14 protein-coding genes are annotated in these 16,243 nt (G+C 75.9%); 8 read left to right on the top strand and 6 right to left on the bottom strand.

The genetic code is table 11. The annotated features are described in order from the left end of the window. Window positions 1-16: 16 nt before the first annotated feature. From ACW69E_RS11520 to ACW69E_RS11500, 5 genes are read right to left on the bottom strand one after another with little or no spacing between them, the layout of a single operon-like run. Window positions 17-1,495, bottom strand: coding sequence for a cytochrome P450 (locus ACW69E_RS11520; RefSeq protein ID WP_457498079.1), 1,479 nt, complete (start codon window positions 1,493-1,495; stop codon window positions 17-19). Further along, entirely contained in the window at window positions 1,492-2,115 is a 624-nt protein-coding gene (locus tag ACW69E_RS11515) for a GTP-binding protein (protein ID WP_457498078.1), read from the bottom strand. Before ACW69E_RS11515 ends, ACW69E_RS11520 begins: the two co-directional genes overlap by 4 nt. Beyond that, window positions 2,096-2,479, bottom strand: a complete 384-nt coding sequence (locus tag ACW69E_RS11510; protein WP_457498077.1) for a DUF742 domain-containing protein — start codon at window positions 2,477-2,479, stop codon at window positions 2,096-2,098. Before ACW69E_RS11510 ends, ACW69E_RS11515 begins: the two co-directional genes overlap by 20 nt. Beyond that, window positions 2,476-2,862 carry a roadblock/LC7 domain-containing protein gene (locus ACW69E_RS11505; RefSeq protein ID WP_457498146.1) on the bottom strand — a complete coding sequence of 129 codons (387 nt, stop codon included), beginning with the start codon at window positions 2,860-2,862 and terminating at the stop codon, window positions 2,476-2,478. The genes ACW69E_RS11510 and ACW69E_RS11505 overlap by 4 nt, the downstream gene beginning before the upstream one ends. A 56-nt stretch (window positions 2,863-2,918) precedes the next feature. After that, entirely contained in the window at window positions 2,919-4,502 is a 1,584-nt protein-coding gene (locus tag ACW69E_RS11500; protein ID WP_457498076.1) for an ATP-binding protein, read from the bottom strand. 563 nt (window positions 4,503-5,065) lie between these two features. Here ACW69E_RS11500 and ACW69E_RS11495 point away from each other — a divergent pair. Then, complete coding sequence (locus tag ACW69E_RS11495) at window positions 5,066-5,617, top strand: hypothetical protein (RefSeq protein ID WP_457498075.1); 552 nt, start codon at window positions 5,066-5,068, stop codon at window positions 5,615-5,617. A 7-nt stretch (window positions 5,618-5,624) separates the two neighbouring features. On the opposite strand, the gene ACW69E_RS11490 is transcribed toward ACW69E_RS11495, so the two are convergent. Further along, window positions 5,625-6,533, bottom strand: coding sequence for a Gfo/Idh/MocA family protein (locus ACW69E_RS11490; protein ID WP_457498074.1), 909 nt, complete (start codon window positions 6,531-6,533; stop codon window positions 5,625-5,627). A gap of 233 nt (window positions 6,534-6,766) precedes the next feature. On the opposite strand from ACW69E_RS11490, the gene ACW69E_RS11485 reads away from it, so the two are divergent. The 7 genes from ACW69E_RS11485 (at window position 6,767) to ACW69E_RS11455 (ending at window position 16,237) form a co-directional block, all read left to right on the top strand. Then, the gene (locus tag ACW69E_RS11485) at window positions 6,767-7,234 is read left to right on the top strand and encodes an SRPBCC family protein (protein WP_457498073.1); all 468 of its coding nucleotides are present in this window, start codon (window positions 6,767-6,769) and stop codon (window positions 7,232-7,234) included. Beyond that, window positions 7,231-7,761, top strand: coding sequence for a hypothetical protein (locus ACW69E_RS11480; protein WP_457498072.1), 531 nt, complete (start codon window positions 7,231-7,233; stop codon window positions 7,759-7,761). Before ACW69E_RS11485 ends, ACW69E_RS11480 begins: the two co-directional genes overlap by 4 nt. Before the next feature lie 65 nt (window positions 7,762-7,826). Beyond that, window positions 7,827-9,470 carry a phytoene desaturase family protein gene (locus ACW69E_RS11475; RefSeq protein ID WP_457498071.1) on the top strand — a complete coding sequence of 548 codons (1,644 nt, stop codon included), beginning with the start codon at window positions 7,827-7,829 and terminating at the stop codon, window positions 9,468-9,470. A gap of 177 nt (window positions 9,471-9,647) precedes the next feature. Continuing rightward, window positions 9,648-10,796 (top strand): alkaline phosphatase PhoX, encoded by a 1,149-nt coding sequence (locus ACW69E_RS11470; RefSeq protein WP_457498070.1) that lies wholly within the window; start codon window positions 9,648-9,650, stop codon window positions 10,794-10,796. Between the two features lie 155 nt (window positions 10,797-10,951). Then, on the top strand, window positions 10,952-11,995 hold the full coding sequence (locus tag ACW69E_RS11465) for a phosphatidylinositol-specific phospholipase C domain-containing protein (RefSeq protein WP_457498069.1): 1,044 nt from the start codon (window positions 10,952-10,954) through the stop codon (window positions 11,993-11,995). A 227-nt stretch (window positions 11,996-12,222) separates the two neighbouring features. Continuing rightward, window positions 12,223-15,408, top strand: coding sequence for an alpha-N-acetylglucosaminidase (locus ACW69E_RS11460; protein ID WP_457498068.1), 3,186 nt, complete (start codon window positions 12,223-12,225; stop codon window positions 15,406-15,408). Window positions 15,409-15,541: 133 nt separating this feature from the next. Further along, the gene (locus tag ACW69E_RS11455) at window positions 15,542-16,237 is read left to right on the top strand and encodes a TetR/AcrR family transcriptional regulator (RefSeq protein WP_457498067.1); all 696 of its coding nucleotides are present in this window, start codon (window positions 15,542-15,544) and stop codon (window positions 16,235-16,237) included. Window positions 16,238-16,243 lie beyond the last annotated feature (6 nt).

Below are 16,243 nucleotides of genomic sequence, written 5' to 3'. Positions count from 1 at the left end.
CGCACCGGCCGGCCGGTCACCCCGGCCGGACGCGTCCCCGCAGGCGCCGCCACAGGCCGGCCGGCCCACGGCCCGGTTCCGTACGCGCCGCACCGGCCGGGGCCTCGGAGCGCGCGGCCGCGCCCGTTGCCGGCCGGCGCCCGCCGGCCGGGGTGCGGACGAACGGGTTGCGGTCGTGGCGCGGGGTGAACCGCACCGGCAGCGCGTCCAGACGGCGCGACCAGGACGAGGAGGTCCAGGTCAGCTCCTCCTCGGGGACGGCCAGCCGCAGATCCGGCAGCCTGGCGATCAGGGTGTCGATCCCGGAGCCGGTGACGGCCCGCCCGATGTCCTGGCCCGGGCACTCGTGCGGCCCGCTGTTGAACGACAGGTGCGAGCGGTTGCCGTGCATCTCCTGGCCCGTGGTGCGCCCGGTGGCCGGGTCGGCGTTCCCGGCCGCCAGTCCGAGCAGCAGCAGGTCGCCCTCGCGGACCTCGCGCCCGGCGATCTCCATGTCGTACCTGGGGAACCGCGCGGGCAGCACCGTCAGCGGCGGCTCGTCCCACAGGATCTGCTCCACGGCCGCCGGGAGGGTCATCTGGCCGCCGTTGAGGGTGCCCCGGAAACGCGGGTCGGTCAGCACCATCCGCAGTGTGTTGACCATCAGGTTGGTGGTGGCCTCGTGGGCCAGGACGAGGACGAGCCGCAGGTGCTGGCGGACCTCCTCGTCGCTGAGCGCGGCCTCGTGCTCGATCAGCCAGGAGGCCAGGTCGGGGCCGGGCGCCAGGTGCTTGGCTGCGACCAGCCGGCCCAGGATCTCGTGGATGTGCCGGTCGGCCTCCAGCGCCTTCCGTGTGCCGCCGACGAGCTGCCGGCTGGCCGTGACCAGCCGCGCCCCCTCCTCCTCCGGCAGCCCGTAGAGGTCGGTCAGCACCATCATGGGCAGCGACAGGGCGAACTGGCCGACCAGTTCGGCCCGCCCCGCGCCGGCGAAGGCGTCGACGAGCTGGTGGGCGCGCCGGTGGACGGCGCGGCGGATGGCCCGCCGGTCGAAGCGCTCCAGGCTGTCCTTGACCGCGCCGCGCAGCCGCCGGTGCTCCCGGCCGTCCTGGGAGATGCAGTCGGGGCGCCAGGCCAGCACCGGCGCCAGCGGCGAGTCCTCGGGGATCCGCCCCTCCCTCCAGTCGCGCCACAGCCGGGTGTCGCGGGCGAAGCGGCGCGGGTTGCGGGCGACCTGGAGGATCTCGTCGTGGCCCAGCAGCAGCCAGGCGGGCACCCCGCCCTCCAGCAGGACGGGCGCGATGGCGCCGTGCTCGGCCCGCAGCCGCTCGTACAGGCCCATGGGATCCGCCGACGCCTCGGGCCCGTACAGGGGTGCGGCGCCCGCCGCGTGGGCCGGGCAGCCGGGCGGGGGCGCCGCCCCGGCGGCCGGGGCCCCGCCGTGCGCGGCGGCGGACGGTCCGGGGCGGGGGCCCGCTGACGGCAGGTCCGGTCCGGGGAAGGGCGGCGTGCTCACAGGACCTCCCGGGTCGCGGTGGCGGAGTCGTAGAGGTGGTGCATCAGCGTCAGCAGGACGTCGCGGCTGGAGTCGGGCCTGCGGGCGTCGCAGCCGACCACGGGAACGTGCTCGGGCAGGTCGAGCGCGGACCGCAGCTCGCCGGCGGGGTGGACGGGGGCGCCGGGGAAGTTGTTGACCGCGACGACGAAGGGGACGCCGCCCTGCTCCAGGCGGTCCATGGCGGGGAAGCTCTCCTCCAGCCGGCGGGTGTCCACCAGCACCACCGCGCCCAGCGCGCCCGCGATCACGCCGTTCCACAGGAACCAGAAGCGCTGCTGGCCGGGTGTGCCGAACAGGTAGAGGACGAGCCGTTCGTCGAGGGTGATCCGGCCGAAGTCCATGGCCACGGTCGTCTCGGTCTTGCGCTCCACGCCGGAGAGGTCGTCCACGCCGACCCCGGCCTGCGTCATCGTCTCCTCGGTGGTCAGGGGGCGGATCTCGCTGACGGAGCCCACCATGGTCGTCTTGCCGACGCCGAAGCCCCCGGCGACGACCACCTTGACCGACCTCTCCGCGGAGGCCGGCAGCAGGTCCTCGCACCGCGGGCCGGGCGGCGGTTCAAAGTCGTTGCAGCCCACCGATCAGCGCTTTCAGGATCTCGACGTCGGGGTCCGCGGCCGCCGTGTGCGCCGCGCGGGTCTGCCGCGCCTCCACCAGGGACTCGGCGATCAGGTCCGCCAGCAGCACCTGGACGGCGCTGAACGGCAGGTCCAGGTACGCGGACAGTTCGGCCACGGAGAGCGGGCCGGCGCACATGCGCAGGATGGAGACGTGCTCGGGGCGCATCCCCGGCTGCGACTCGGAGCGGGCCACGATCAGCGTGACCAGGTCGAGCACCCGCTCCTCCCCGGCCTCGGTGCGCCCGCCGGTGACGATGTACAGGGGGACGGGCGTGCCCTCCTCCCAGTCCCTCTCCCCCGCCCCCCGGCCGTCCCCGTTCACGGGGCCTGCTCCGGGGCCCGGGGCGGACTGGCGAGGTGGTCGCCGATCCTGATGACCAGGTCCCTCATCCGCTGGCTCATCAGTCCGGCGTCCACCCCCTCGTCGGCGGTCACCGCCAGGTAGGAGTTGGCGGCGGCCGCCATGAGGTAGAAGAAGCCGCCGTCCACCTCCAGTACGACCATGCGCACCCCGCCGTCGCTGTGCGGGAACTCCGCGGCCACCGACTGCGCCAGGCTCTTGAGGCCGGAGGAGGCCGCGGCCAGCCGGTCGGCCGCGTCCTTGCCGGCGCCCCACTGGGCCATGCACAGGCCGTCGGCGGAGAGCAGGACGATGTGCCGGGTGCGGGGGACGGTGGCGGCCAGGTCCTTGAGCAACCAGTCCATGTTCTTGAGCCGCTGCTGCGTCGTCACGTGCGGATCACCTGATTCCATTGCCGGTTTCACGACTCGTCGCCGGTCTCGGACCGGTCCGGTGCCTGCCGGGGCACCGGGGGCACCGGGGTCGTCGGGTGCGGAACCGGGGCCGTGTCCCCGCCGGCTTCGGCGCCGCCGAGGTTGTCACCGCCGGCCCCGGCGAAGAACGCGCCCATCCACAGCCCCGTGTCGGGGTGGGTCTCCAGGGGCGACCTCCCGGCCGCCTCCGCGCCCGGCGCCCCGGACACCCCGTACCTGCCGCCCAGGGTCCCCGTGCCACCCGCCCCCGCCGGGGGGACGGCGGTGCGCCGGCGGTGGCGCTGCGGCAGCCCGTTGGCGTTCCGCTCGACGGCGGCCGGTCCGCCGTCCGCGTCCGCCCCGGCGGCGGACCGGGCCGCGGGCGGACGCGCCGCCGGATGCGCGGGCGCGGGCGGCCCGGCCATGGCCCGCCGCCGGGTCACCGGTCCGGGGGGACGGCCGCCGACCCGGGCGTAGGCCTCCATGGGCAGCGCGGTGAGCAGGTCGTGCGGGACGAAGACGACCGCGCGCACCCCGTCGCAGGTCGAGGGCCGCAGGGAGATCCGCAGCCCGAGACGGCCCGCCAGGACGCCCGCCACGCGCAGGCCCATGCGGGCCGTCTCGCCGAGGTCCTCCAGGTCCAGCCCGTTCTGCGCCTGGGTGAGCAGGAACTCGGCGTGCCGGCGGGTCTCCTCGGTCAGGCCCACCCCCTTGTCCTCGATGGAGACCTCGATTCCCGAGGCCACCTCCTCGGTGTTGACGACCACCTTGGTGCTGGGCGGCGAGTAGCGGGCGGCGTTGTCCATCAGCTCGCTGAAGACCAGGCTCAGCGGCTCGACCGCCGGGCCGAGCACCGCGATCTCGGCGATCCGGTGCAGTTCGATGCGCAGGTACTCGGCGATGGGGGCGCTGCCCGCTCGCAGCACGTCGTAGAGGGAGACGGGCTTCTGCCACTGGCGCGCCGGGCTGCCGCCGCCGAGGACGGCCAGACTGGTGGCCACGCGGCCGGCGACGTTGACGCCGTGCTCCAGGTGCATCAGGTCGCCCAGGATCTCCGGGGCCGGGTGCTTGAACTGCATCCTGCGCAGGTCGGCCTGGAGGCGGTGGATCTCGGCCTGGAGGCGGCAGGCGATGTTGACGATCGCGCGGCGGGCGGAGTCGCGCTGGAACTCGCGGTCCTGGACCGCCCTCACCACGGTGTTGGTCAGCTTCTCGTGGGCGGCCACCAGCCGCGGGTCGGAGTCGGCGGGGTGCAGCGAGGGGGGCAGTACGTCGCCGGGCACCTCGCCGCGCTGCACGGCCTCGACGACGGGCGGCATGACCTCCAGGCAGTAGTGCTCCAGGTCGGCGAGCTGGCGTTCCGCGCGCCGGTGGGCGGCGGTGATCTCGCGGCCCCGGCGGACCACCTCGCGGGCGGCCGCGGCCACCGCGAGCGTCGCCGCGGCTCCGCACCAGGCGACCGCGGCACGGGCCGGGGCGGTGACGAAGAACGCGGCCAGGGCCGCGCAGGCGGCCACCAGTACGGGGGAGGCGAGCCACAGGCCCCCGGGAGAGGGGCGTCGGCCTCCCGTCAACGAGCCGGCGGGCTCCATGGGCATCCTCTGGGACGTTGGGGTGGGCGGTGGGACGGGCGGTGGGCGGTGCTTCGGGACGGGCGGTGCTGTGCGGCGGCGCGGAGGGCGTGCCCGGGGCACGTACCCGCGGCATACGCCACTCGCCGGGAGGGGGAGTTCCGGCCCCGCCGGCCCCCCGGCCGCCCCGCTTCGGGGCATGGCGGCGCCGGGGCACCGCACGCGGCGGCGACTCGCCGTGACGGAGGCACCCCGCTGCGTGACAGGGAGCATAGGGGCATCCGCCGAGCCGTCGCAGAGACTTGACAAACACCGTGTGAATATGCGGCGACACAGCGGGTGATCATGTGGGCGTTGCGGCCCGAGCCTGCGTGTTCGTTCCCCTTTGGGCGGGTGTACACCCCGCCACCCCTTGGCCGGGACCGGATATCCGTTCCATCACCCGCCGGAGTGACGGCCGCGCGGTCCGCGGCCTTCCGGGAGAGCTCGGGAAAACACGGGAAAGTACGGAAAGCGGCCCCGCCGGAGGTGTCGGATGGTGCAGTGTGCGGTCATCCTCTCCGTGGGACGACAGGGGGGCGAGGATGAGCAGTTTCGGTACGCACCGGGCCCGTGTGCACGACGCGGCGCGGCCCGCGCACCGCCGGCTGAGCGATCTGCGGACGTGTCTGCAGCACTTCGCTCCGTACGGCTTCCGGGCGACCTACCACCATCTGCGCGGGAGCGCGGGCATACCGGGCAGGCCCGAGCGGGATCCGGATTCGCTGGTGCGGGCCGTGGAGGAGCTCCACGCGGCCCGGCAGGTGTGGCTGGCCGCCGAGGCCGCGTACGCCGGGCGCCGGGTGCGCGAGAAGCGCGCGGGCAGGCGGCAGCCCGGCCGCGCCGAGGCCTGGCAGACGCAGCGGCGCCGGTGGCACGGCCTGGCCTACTGCCCCGATCCCCGGCGCCATCCCGCCGAGCCGCTGCCGGTGGTGGTGCGCCGTGTGCTGGGCGCGCGGCCGCCCGTCCACCCGGAGCCGGGGGGCACGCCGGTGTGCTGGGTGTGCGCGGAGCCGGCCGGCACCGAGCTGTGGCGCGACGGATACTGGACCTACACGCTGTGCGCGGGCTGCGGTGTGAGTCTGCGCCGGGACTGACGCGCCCTCAGACCGCCCGGGCCCCGTCGAGCCGGGCCTGCGCCGCCGCGAGGATCTCCGTCACCCGCGCCCCGAACCGTATGTCGCACGGGTGCGGCTCACCGGTGCGGGCCGAGGTGATCAGGGCGTCCACGGCGTGCCCGAGGGCGGCGACCGCGTCCGTCTCCCCGTCCGGCAGCTCCACCGCGCCCGCGGTGCCGCGCAGTTCCACCCGGGTCACGGACGCCGCGGGCGCGACGGCGAGGCCGAGCGCGCAGGTGCTGGAGGCCCCCGAGGTGTGGCTCAGGGCGAGCTGGACGGTCTGCCCGGCGCCGCGGACGGCGGCCACCGCCCCGTCGAGGCCGGCCACGTCGCCGAGCACCGGCAGCAGCATCGACAGGGCGTGCGGGCCGACGTCCCACAGCCCGCCCTTCTCCCGCCGCCAGGGCGAGTCGGCGAACGGGCTGGGCTCGGCGCCCTCGGCGAAGATGCCGCCGAGCCAGTCGGCGCGGCCCAGCTGCCAGCCGCCCGTCCGCCTCTGCTCCTCCAGCCATGCCGCCGTCTCGGGACGAAAGCGCAGGGTGAAGAAGACGACCGAGGCCACCTTGGCCGCCTCGGCCGCGCGGGCGATGTCGCGGGCGGCGGGGACGGTGGTGGCCACCGGCTTGTCCAGCAGCAGATGGCGGCCGGCCTCGGCGGCCCGTACGGCCAGGGGCGCCTGTATGTCCGGGGGGAGCGCCACGGCGACCGCGTCGCAGTCCTCCAGCAGCGCGTCCACGTCGTCGTAGGGCCGGCCGCCGAACCGTTCGGCGATCTGCGCCGCCGCCTCGGGCCTGCGGCCCCACACCCCCGCCAGCTCGGCGTCGGGGTGGGCGAGCAGTGCGGGGCCGTAGGCGAGACGGGCCCAGGGGCCGGTGCCGAGCAGGCCGAATCTCATGTCGCGGGGTCTCCTTGGCTGTGCGGGTGGCCGTACCGGCCGCTGTACCGGTAAAGGCGGGTGGGGGCGCCGCCAACCATGCCAGACGGCGGCCGGTGCCCGGCACCCCGCCCGGGCCGGGGGCGGCGGTGCGCGGGCGGGGGCGGCACCCGGGCGGGCGGCGGGCTCGTCCGTAAGGGGCCGGCCGCCCCGCCCCGGCGGTGCTTCGCGCGAAATCGGGTACCCGGCCCCGCATGGCAGTGCGACATGTGTGGGTGAACAGGAAACCCGAGAGGGTGTGGAGCGTCCTCGGCGACGCCGAGCAGTACCAGAGGTGGGTCGTGGGCACCCGGGAGACCCATGAGGCCGAGGGCCACTGGCCCGAGGTGGGCACGGCCCTGCGCTACACGATCGGCGTGGGGCCGCTGACCGAGCGCGGCCACACGATCGTGCGCGTCTGCGAGCCGCCCGGGCAGCTGGAGCTGGAGGCGTCGGCGGGACGGCTGGGCACGGCCCGCATCGCCATCTCGGTGAAGCCGTGGGGCGAGGGCTCGCTGATCACCATGGACGAGCACCCCCTGCGCGGCGCGGTGGCCCAGCTGCACACCGCGCCCCTGGACGCGGCGCTCCAGCTGCGGCACCGGCTGATGCTGTCCCGGCTGCGGAAAGTGGTGGAGTCCGGCCGGAACGAGACCGACCGGGAAGCGGGGAGGCACGCGTGACGGACGAACGCACCGGGGACCGCGCCACCGGCCGGCCCGGGGAGGAGCCCGACGACCGGCCCGACCGGGCGCACCGCCGCCCGCCGGGCGTGGACGACGCCACGGTCGAGGCCGTCGGCAAGGTCACCGAGGCGCTGGAGGCGACCGAGCGGGCACGCGGCCACCTGTACTCCTTCCACCAGATGACCGGCCGCTCCGACCTGCTGCTGGGCGAGGCGGTGGAGCTGCTGCGCGAGGCCGGGCACACCGGGGAGGCGGAGCTGCTGGAGACCGAGGTGCTGGGCCGCAACGTGATCCCGGGCCACTGGACGTTCCAGATCGTCGAGGGCTACGACTCGCACTACTACAAACCGTTCGCGCGCCTGGAGGAGTTGGTGCGCGACCGGCTGACGGGCGGCCTGAAGCACCTGTACGAGGCGGAGATGAAGGAGGCCCGGCGCACCCACGGCCACCCCGCCCACACCGCGCGCCCCGGCACCCGGCCCCCCGGTGCGGCGCGCCCCGGCACCGCCCCGCCCGGGGACTGACCGCCGCACCGGCCCGCTGCCGTGCTCCCGCAACCCCCGCCCTCGCAACAGGAGGCTGTCCGCAGATGTCCGAGGCGTACGACGCCGTCGTGGTGGGATCCGGCCCCAACGGACTGGTGGCCGCGAACCTGCTGGCCGACGCGGGCTGGCGGGTGCTGGTCCTGGAGTCCCAGTCCGAGCCCGGCGGCGCGGTGCGCAGCGACCGCGGCGTCCACCCCGACTACGTCAGCGACCTGTTCAGCTCCTTCCACCCGCTGGCCGCCGCCTCGCCCGTCATCCGCTCCCTGGAGCTGGAGCGCTGGGGCCTGAGGTGGAGCCACGCGCCGTCCGTCCTGGCCCATCCGCTGCCCGACGGGCGCTGCCCCGTGCTGCACCGGGACCGGGAGGAGACAGCCGCGAGCCTGGAGGCCTTCGCGCCCGGCGACGGGGAGGCGTATCTGCGGCTGACGCGCCTGTGGGACGGGCTCGGCCCGGATCTGCTGGACGCGCTCCTCAACCCCTTCCCGCCGGTGCGCCCCGCGCTGTCGCTGCTGGCCCGGCTGCGTGCGGCCGGGGGGCTGCGCCTGCTGCGCACCCTGCTGCTGCCGGTGCGGCGGCTGGGCGAGGAGGAGTTCGGCGGCCGGGGCGGGCCGATGCTGCTGGCGGGATGCGCACTGCACACCGACCTCTTCCCGGAGTCCACCGCCGGAGCGGTCTACGGCTGGCTGCTGGCGATGCTGGGCCAGCAGTACGGCTGGCCGGTGCCCGCCGGCGGCGCCGGCTCCCTGACCTCGGCCCTGGTGGGCCGGCTGGAGTCGCGGGGCGGGACGGTGCGCTGCGACGCCCGGGTGGTGCGGGTGGTGGTCCAAGGCGGACGCGCGCTCGGCGTGCGGACCGCCGGCGGCGACGCCGTACGGGCGCGGCGGGCGGTCCTGGCCGACGTCCCCGCCCCGGCCCTGTACGGCGGGCTGGTCGACTGGGAGCACCTGCCCCTGCGGCTCCAGGACGACATCCGCCGCTTCCAGTGGGACACCTCGACGTTCAAGGTGGACTGGGCGCTGTCGGGGCCCATCCCCTGGTCCTCCCCCGGCGCCGCGGGCGCGGGGACCGTCCACCTGGCCGACGACATGGACCACCTCACCCGCCACAGCGCCCAGCTGGCCACCGGCCTGGTGCCGGACCGGCCGTTCTGCCTGCTGGGCCAGATGACCACCGCCGACCCCACCCGCTCCCCCAGGGGCACCGAGTCGGCCTGGGCCTACACCCACCTGCCCCAGCGGGTGCGCGGCGACGCGGGCGGCGACGGCATCACGGGCCGCTGGGGGCCGGGCGAGCGGGAGGCCATGGCCGACCGGATGGAGGAGGAGGTGGAGCGCCGCGCCCCGGGCTTCCGCGAACTGGTCAAGGAACGCCGTGTCATGGCCCCGCCGGACCTCCAGGCGCGCGACGAGAGCCTGGTCGGCGGGGCGCTGAACGGCGGCACCGCGGCCGTCCACCAGCAGCTCCTCTTCCGGCCCGTGCCCGGCACCGGCCGTCCCGCCACCCCGGTGCGCGGCCTCTACCTGGCCTCCGCCTCCGCCCATCCGGGCGGCGGCGTCCACGGCGCCTGCGGCTCCAACGCGGCCCGCGCGGCCCTGGCCGCCGCCCGCCCCCTGGCCCACTACGTCACGGGCCCTGCCCAGGCGGCCGCCCAGCGCGCGGCCATGCGGACGCGGGGCCGCCTGGGCTGACACCGGGCCGCGCCCCGACCACGGCCCCCGGACGCCCGGCCGCGTCCGGGGGCCGGCGGCCGTGTGAACGGCTGTTCACCGGATCTTCTCCCCCGGCTCCCTTCGCCCGGCGCCGACGGCGCGCGATGGTGACGTGTACACGCTCCTGACACGTTCCCTCACACGCCTGGAGTCCGCATGCAGCGACGCACCTTCCTGAGGACCGCCTCCGCCGGCGCGGGGGCCGTAGCCTTCTCCGGCGCCCTGTGGCAGGGCGCCGCCACCGCGGCCGGCGCCTCCGCCGCGGCGTCCGGCCCGTACGGACCGCTGCGGGCGCCGGACGCCAACGGGGTGGCGCTGCCGGAGGGTTTCCGCAGCCGGATCGTGGCCCGCTCCAGCCTGCCGGTCGGCGGGATCCTGTGGCACCCGGCGCCCGACGGCGGCGCCTGCTACCCGGACGAAGGGGGAGGCTGGATCTACGTCTCCAACTCCGAGGTCCCCCTGGTGGGCGGCGCCTCGGCGATCCGCTTCCGCGCCGACGGCTCGGTCGACCGGGCCTACCGCGTCCTGGAGGGGACCAGCCTCAACTGCGCCGGTGGGGCGACCCCCTGGCGGACCTGGCTGTCGTGCGAGGAGACCTGGCGCGGCCGGGTCTTCGAGACCGACCCCTACGGGCGGCGCGAGGCGGTCGTGCACAAGGCGATGGGCCGCTTCAAGCACGAGGCGGCGGCCTGCGACCCGGACCGGCGGGTGGTCTACCTGACCGAGGACGAGCCGGACGGCTGCTTCTACCGCTACACCCCCGAGGTCTGGGGCGACCTGTCGCGCGGCCGGCTGGACGTGCTGTGCGAGTCGGCCGGCGGCGGTGTGGAGTGGCGCGAGGTACCCGATCCGTCGGCGCCGCTGTTCGGGAGGCAGACGCGCCACCAGGTGGGTTCCGCCCGCCACTTCGACGGCGGCGAGGGCTGTCACTACGCGGGCGGGACCTGCTGGTTCACCACCAAGGGCGACAACCGGGTGTGGGCCTACGACGCCGAGCGGGGCGAGCTGTCGGTGGTCTACGACGCGGACTCCCCGCTGAACGGGGTCGACAACATCACCGGCACCTCCGGCGGCGACCTGTACGTGGCGGAGGACGGCGGCAACATGGAGATCAACGTGATCACGCCCGAGGGCGCGGTGGCCCCGGTGATCCGGCTCGACGGCCACGGCGACTCCGAGATCACCGGTCCGGCCTTCTCCCCGGACGGCTCCCGCCTGTACTTCTCCTCCCAGCGCGGCGCCCTGGGCGATCCGGCCGGGCTGGGCGGCATGACGTTCGAGGTCTCCGGCCCCTTCCGGCGCTGACGGGCCCGTCCCGCGCCCCGCCGGACGGCGGGGCGTGCCGGTGCCGTACGCCCGCCGTTCGTCCGCGCGCCATCCGCGCCCCCTCCCCCGTTCGATGCAACTCCCCTACTGTGAGCGCGATTTGACCCTCCCCCCACACACGGAAGGCGGCGCAGATGGCTCAGCGGCGAAGAGGTCGGGCGGCGACAGCGGTGGCGGCGGCCGGGATCGTCACGGTGCTCGTGGCGGCCGCGCCGGCCGGGGCGGCGGAAGGCGGCACGCTGCCCTACTCCGGCACCACCTCCGTAGGGGTGCACAACGCCTACGAGAAGGACAAGTACACCTACTTCGCGGACGCGTTGGACTCCGGCGCCTCCCTGCTGGAGCTGGACGTGTGGGCCAAGTACTCGGGCGGCTGGCGCGTGGCCCACGACGGCCCGCTGGTCAACGACAACAACTGCGAGAACGCCTCCTCCCCCGCCGAGCTGCGCTCCAGGCCCCGCAACCAGAGCCTGGCCGGCTGCCTGGCCGACATGCGGGCCTGGCACGACGCCAACCCCGGGCACCGGCCGGTGCTGATCAAGATCGAGATGAAGGACGGTTTCGCCGGCGACCGCGGCCGCGGGCCCGCGCAGTTCGACGCCCTGGTCTCCCGGACGCTGGGCGACGCGCTCTACCGGCCCGGCGACCTCGCCGCCGGGCACGCCACCCTCGACGACGCCGTACGCGGCGGGGGCTGGCCCACCCGCGACGCGCTGGCGGGGAAGTTCCTGATCCACCTCATCCCCGGCACCGTCGAGGAGTCCAACCCCTTCGACACCCTGTGGACCGACCGCGAGTACGCCGCCCACCTGCGCGACCTCGCCGCCGCCGGGCGGCTGGGCGAGGCCACCGCCTTCCCCGCCGTGCACCGCGCCGCGTCCGGGGACCCGCGCACCCGCTACGCGGACGCCTCGCTGCGCCCCTGGTTCGTGGTCTTCGACGGCGACGCCTCGGCGTACGTCTCCGGCGGCATCGACACCGCCTGGTACGCCCGGCACAGCTATCTGCTGGTCATGACCGACGCCCACGCCGTGGCCCCCGCCATCAGCTCCACCGTTCCGACGGAGGGTCAGGCGCGCGACCGGGTGGCGCTGCTGGCGGCCGAAGGGGCGAGCGTGGTCACCTCCGACTGGACCCGGCTGCCGTCCGTGCTGTCCACCGTGCTGCCGCGCGGCTGACGGGGGTCGGCGGCCGCCCCGGGGGCGGCCCGGGGCGGCCATGGCGCGCCGCCCGGACGGCGGAAGGCGGCAGCCGTGCGTGTCGTCCTCGCCGGGAAGCCGTTTCCGCCGCGCGGCGGCCTGGTACGGCTGCCCCAGGCGTACGGCCCCGGCGGGCTCCCGGAGGGTCCCGGGGCTCCGGCGGGCCGCGGCGGCGAGGGCGGATTCCCTTCTCCGAAAGGTGTTCCATGGAACTGCTGGATCAGGGACGGCCGGAAGCGGCCGAGGCCGCGCAGGCGGTGGAGGGCACGGGCGGCGCGGGGCTCACCCGGCGCGCGGTGCTGGGCGCCGGGACGGCGGCTGCGTCCCTCGTCGCCGCGGTCGGCCCGGGTCTGACGGTGGGCGGTGGCGGCGCGGCGGCGGCCGCGCCGCCCTTCTCCACCGAGCCCGCCGCCGCGGCGCTGCGCCGGCTGCTGCCGGAGCACGCCGCGCAGTTCCGCCTGGCCGCGCTGGACGCGCCGGACGGCGCCGAGCGGTTCCGGGTCGCGGGCGCGGCCGGGCGGGTGGAGGTGTCCGGCACCAGCCCGGCCGTGCTGCTCACCGGGGTGCACTGGTACCTCAAGGAGGTCTGCTCGGCGCACATCTCCTGGGCCGGGCGCAACCTGGAGCTGCCCGCCACCCTGCCCGCGCCCGGGCGCCCCCTGGAGCGCTCCACCACGCTGCCCAACCGCTTCGCGCTCAACGACACCAACGACGGCTACACCCACCCCTACGCCGACTGGCCCTACTGGGAGCGGCTGATCGACGTGCTCGCCCTGCACGGCTGCAATCAGGTGATGGTCATCGCCGGGCAGGAGGCCGTCTACCACCGGCTGCTGAAGGACTTCGGCTACTCCGACGCCGAGGCCCGCCGCTGGCTGCCCGCCCCCTCCCACCAGCCCTGGTGGCACCTGCAGAACCTCAGCGGCTACGGCGGCCCGATGAGCCCGGAGCTGATCGGGCGGCGCGTGGAGCTGGGCCGGCGCATCACCGCCCGGCTGCGGGAGCTGGGCATGCACCCGGTGCTGCCCGGCTACTACGGCTCGGTGCCGAGGGACTTCGCCGGGCGCGTCCCCGGCGCCCGCACCGTCGCGCAGGGCACCTGGCACGGCTTCGCCCGGCCCGACTGGCTCGACCCGCGCACCTCCGTCTTCGCCGACGTGGCCGCCGCCTTCTACCGGCACCAGCGGGAGCTGTTCGGCAGCGCCTCGCACTTCAAGATGGACCTGCTGCACGAGGGCGGGAACGCGGGGGACGTGCCGGTGGCCGACGCCGCGCGCGGGGTGGAGAGAGCGCTGCGCAGGGCCCACCCGGAGGCGGTGTGGGTGATCCTGGGCTGGCAGAACAACCCGCGGCGCGAGCTGGTGGACGCCGTGGACAGGGGCCGGATGCTCATCGTCGACGGCATCTCCGAGCGCACCGAGACCGTCCACGACCGCGAGGCCGACTGGAACGGGACCCCCTACTGCTTCGGCGCGATCCCCAACTTCGGCGGACGCACCACGCTGGGGGCGAAGACCCATGTGTGGAACGAGCGCTTCCACGCCTGGCGCGGCAAGCCCGGCAGCGCCCTGGCCGGCACCGCGTACCTGCCGGAGGCCGCCGACCGCGACCCGGCCGCCTTCGACTTCTTCTCCGAACTGGCCTGGCGCGACGCCCCGGTGGACCTGCCCGGCTGGTTCGCCCGGTACGCCGGGTACCGCTACGGCGGAGCCGACCCGCAGGCGCGGGAGGCCTGGCGGGCGCTGCACGACACCGCCTACCGGCACCAAGCGAAGCTCTACGGCTTCGCCCACGACAGCCTCTTCGCCGCCCGCCCCGACCTCGCCGCCACCCGGGCCGGGCAGTACGGCCCCACCGAGCTGACCTACGACCCGGCGCGCTTCGACGCCGCCCTGGACGGGCTGCTGGAGGCCGCCCCCGCCCTGCGCGGCGGCGACGCCTACCGCCACGATCTGGTGGACGTCGCCCGGCAGGCCCTGGCCAACCGCAGCCGGGTGCTGCTGCCCCAGCTGCGCGCCGCCTACGAGGGCGGTGACCTGGGGACCTTCCGGGAGCTGTCGGCGCTGTGGCTGCGGCTGATGACGCTCACCGACGAACTGGCCGGAACCCACCGGATGTTCCTGCTGGGCCCGTGGACGGACGCCGCCCGCCGCATGGCGGCCTCTCCCGGGGAGGCGGCGGAGCTGGAGCGCACCGCCCGGGTCCTGCTGACGGTGTGGGGCGAGCGGGCCACCGCCGACGCCGGAAAGCTGCACGACTACGCCAACCGCGACTGGCAGGGGCTGACGGGCGACTTCCACCTGCCGCGCTGGCGGCTGCTGCTGGACGAGCTGGACGCCGCTCTGGCCTCGGGCCGCCCGCCCGCGCCGATCGACTGGTACGCGGTCGAGGAGCCCTGGACGCGGGAGCGCCGGGAGTATCCGCTGCGGCCCTCGGGCGATGCGTACGCCACCGCGCTGCGCGTGCGCGACGGCCTCGCCCGCGCGCCCTACCAGGGGCGGCTGGAGGCCGCGCTGGAGCCGGGGGCGCTGGAGCCGGGCGGGCGCGGGCTGCTGACCGCCTCCTTCACCAACACCAACGGGCTGCGGGCCGCGGGCCCGGTCGAGTTCGCCCTGTCCACCGGCTCCACCGGTCTGCGGGCGGTGCCGCTGGACCCCACCACCGCGGACCGTGTGCCGCCCGGCGGCCGGGCCCGGGTCCGCTGGCGGGTGACCGCACCCGACCGGCCGCTGACCGCGCCGCTGCGGGAGCTGTCGTACGGCCTGACGGCGCGGTACGGGCCCGAGGGCGGGCGCCGGGTGCGCACGGAGCTGGGCGGTTCGCTGTTCCTGGCCGGGCCGCTGCCGTCGGGGCTGCGCACGGTCTCCACCAACGGGGCGGTCTTCGGCCGGGTGGGCGAGCGGTACGCCGTGCACGGCGGGGGTGCGGACCTGTGGAAGGGCACCGCGGAGTTCGGCGCCGTGTACCGGCCGGGCGGGCTCGGCGAGCGGGGCTCGGTGACGGTGCGGGTCGACTCCCAGGCGGAGACCGGGCCGTGGGCGAGGGCTGGGATCATCGTCCGCAACGACCTGTCGCGGGCCGGCTCGCCGGGCTTCGTCAACCTGTCGGTGACCCCGGCCAACGGGGTGGTGCTGTCCTACGACTTTGACGGCGACGGCACGCTGGACTCCTACCGGCGGATCACCGGGGTGAAGGCCCCGGTGCTGCTGCGGCTGCGGCGCGCGGGCGCCGAGTACACCGGCGAGCTGTCCGGCGACGGCGGCGCGAGCTGGCGGACGGTGGCGACGGTGCGGGTGCCGGGCGCGGCCGGACGGCAGGACGCCGGGCCGGGCATGACCGCGGCGGGCGGCACGGCCGGCACGGTGGAGTTCTCCGGGTGGCGCACGGCCTGACGCCGGGCGGCGGCGGGCGGCCCGGTGCCGGGGCCCCCGCCGGCCCTCCCCCGGCCGCCTGACGGCTGTCTTCCCGCCGTCTCCGCACCCGGACGGGGCGGCCGGTGTCCGCGGCGCTCGCTAGGGTGTTCCCATGACCACCGGGGTACGCCGCAGGATGGGTGTCGAGGAGCGTCGGCAGCAACTGATCGACGTCGCATTGAGGTTATTCAGCGACCGTCCACCCGAGGACGTCTCCATCGACGACATCGCCACCGCGGCGGGGATATCGAGGCCGCTGGTCTACCACTACTTCCCGGGCAAGTACAGCCTCTACGAGGCGGCGGTGCGGCGGGCCGCCGACGAGCTGTCCGCCCGGTTCCACGTACCGCACGAGGGCCCGTTCAGCCTGCGGCTGCTGCTGGTGATGGGGCGTTACTTCGACTTCGCCGAGGAGCACGCGCCGGGCTTCTCGGCGCTGCTGCGCGGCGGTTCGGTGCGCAGCGAGGCCGTGGTCGAGGAGGTGCGGCAGGCCGCGTACGAGCAGCTCCTGGCCCATCTGGAACTCACCGACCCCGGCCCCCGCGTGTCCCTGGTGATCCGTACCTGGGTCGGTGTCGCCGAGACCACGGCGCTCAGCTGGCTGGCCGACCGCTCGATACCGCGCCGGGAGCTGGAGCGGCAGCTCGTCCACGACCTGCTGGCGCTGGCCGCGGTGACGGCCGCGTTCGACGAGGAGACGGCCGGAGTGCTCCGCCGTGTCGTGGAACGGGAGCCCGCCGACGGCCCGTTCGCGGAACTGGTGGCCAGAGTGCTGGCGCTCGTTCCCGGGAGGGCGGACGGCGGGTAGTTTCGA

The organism is Streptomyces sp. SS8, assembly GCF_054072955.1.
Note: the sequence above shows the minus strand (reverse complement) of the source record. Positions and strands in the feature narration are given on the sequence as shown.

Coding starts and splice junctions, on each gene's coding strand:
- ACW69E_RS11505 (WP_457498146.1), bottom strand. CDS start 2,862: ATGGACTGGTTGCTCAAGGACCTGGCCGCCACCGTCCCCCGCACCCGG.
- ACW69E_RS11500 (WP_457498076.1), bottom strand. CDS start 4,502: ATGGAGCCCGCCGGCTCGTTGACGGGAGGCCGACGCCCCTCTCCCGGG.
- ACW69E_RS11495 (WP_457498075.1), top strand. CDS start 5,066: ATGAGCAGTTTCGGTACGCACCGGGCCCGTGTGCACGACGCGGCGCGG.
- ACW69E_RS11490 (WP_457498074.1), bottom strand. CDS start 6,533: ATGAGATTCGGCCTGCTCGGCACCGGCCCCTGGGCCCGTCTCGCCTAC.
- ACW69E_RS11485 (WP_457498073.1), top strand. CDS start 6,767: ATGGCAGTGCGACATGTGTGGGTGAACAGGAAACCCGAGAGGGTGTGG.
- ACW69E_RS11475 (WP_457498071.1), top strand. CDS start 7,827: ATGTCCGAGGCGTACGACGCCGTCGTGGTGGGATCCGGCCCCAACGGA.
- ACW69E_RS11470 (WP_457498070.1), top strand. CDS start 9,648: ATGCAGCGACGCACCTTCCTGAGGACCGCCTCCGCCGGCGCGGGGGCC.
- ACW69E_RS11465 (WP_457498069.1), top strand. CDS start 10,952: ATGGCTCAGCGGCGAAGAGGTCGGGCGGCGACAGCGGTGGCGGCGGCC.
- ACW69E_RS11460 (WP_457498068.1), top strand. CDS start 12,223: ATGGAACTGCTGGATCAGGGACGGCCGGAAGCGGCCGAGGCCGCGCAG.
- ACW69E_RS11455 (WP_457498067.1), top strand. CDS start 15,542: ATGACCACCGGGGTACGCCGCAGGATGGGTGTCGAGGAGCGTCGGCAG.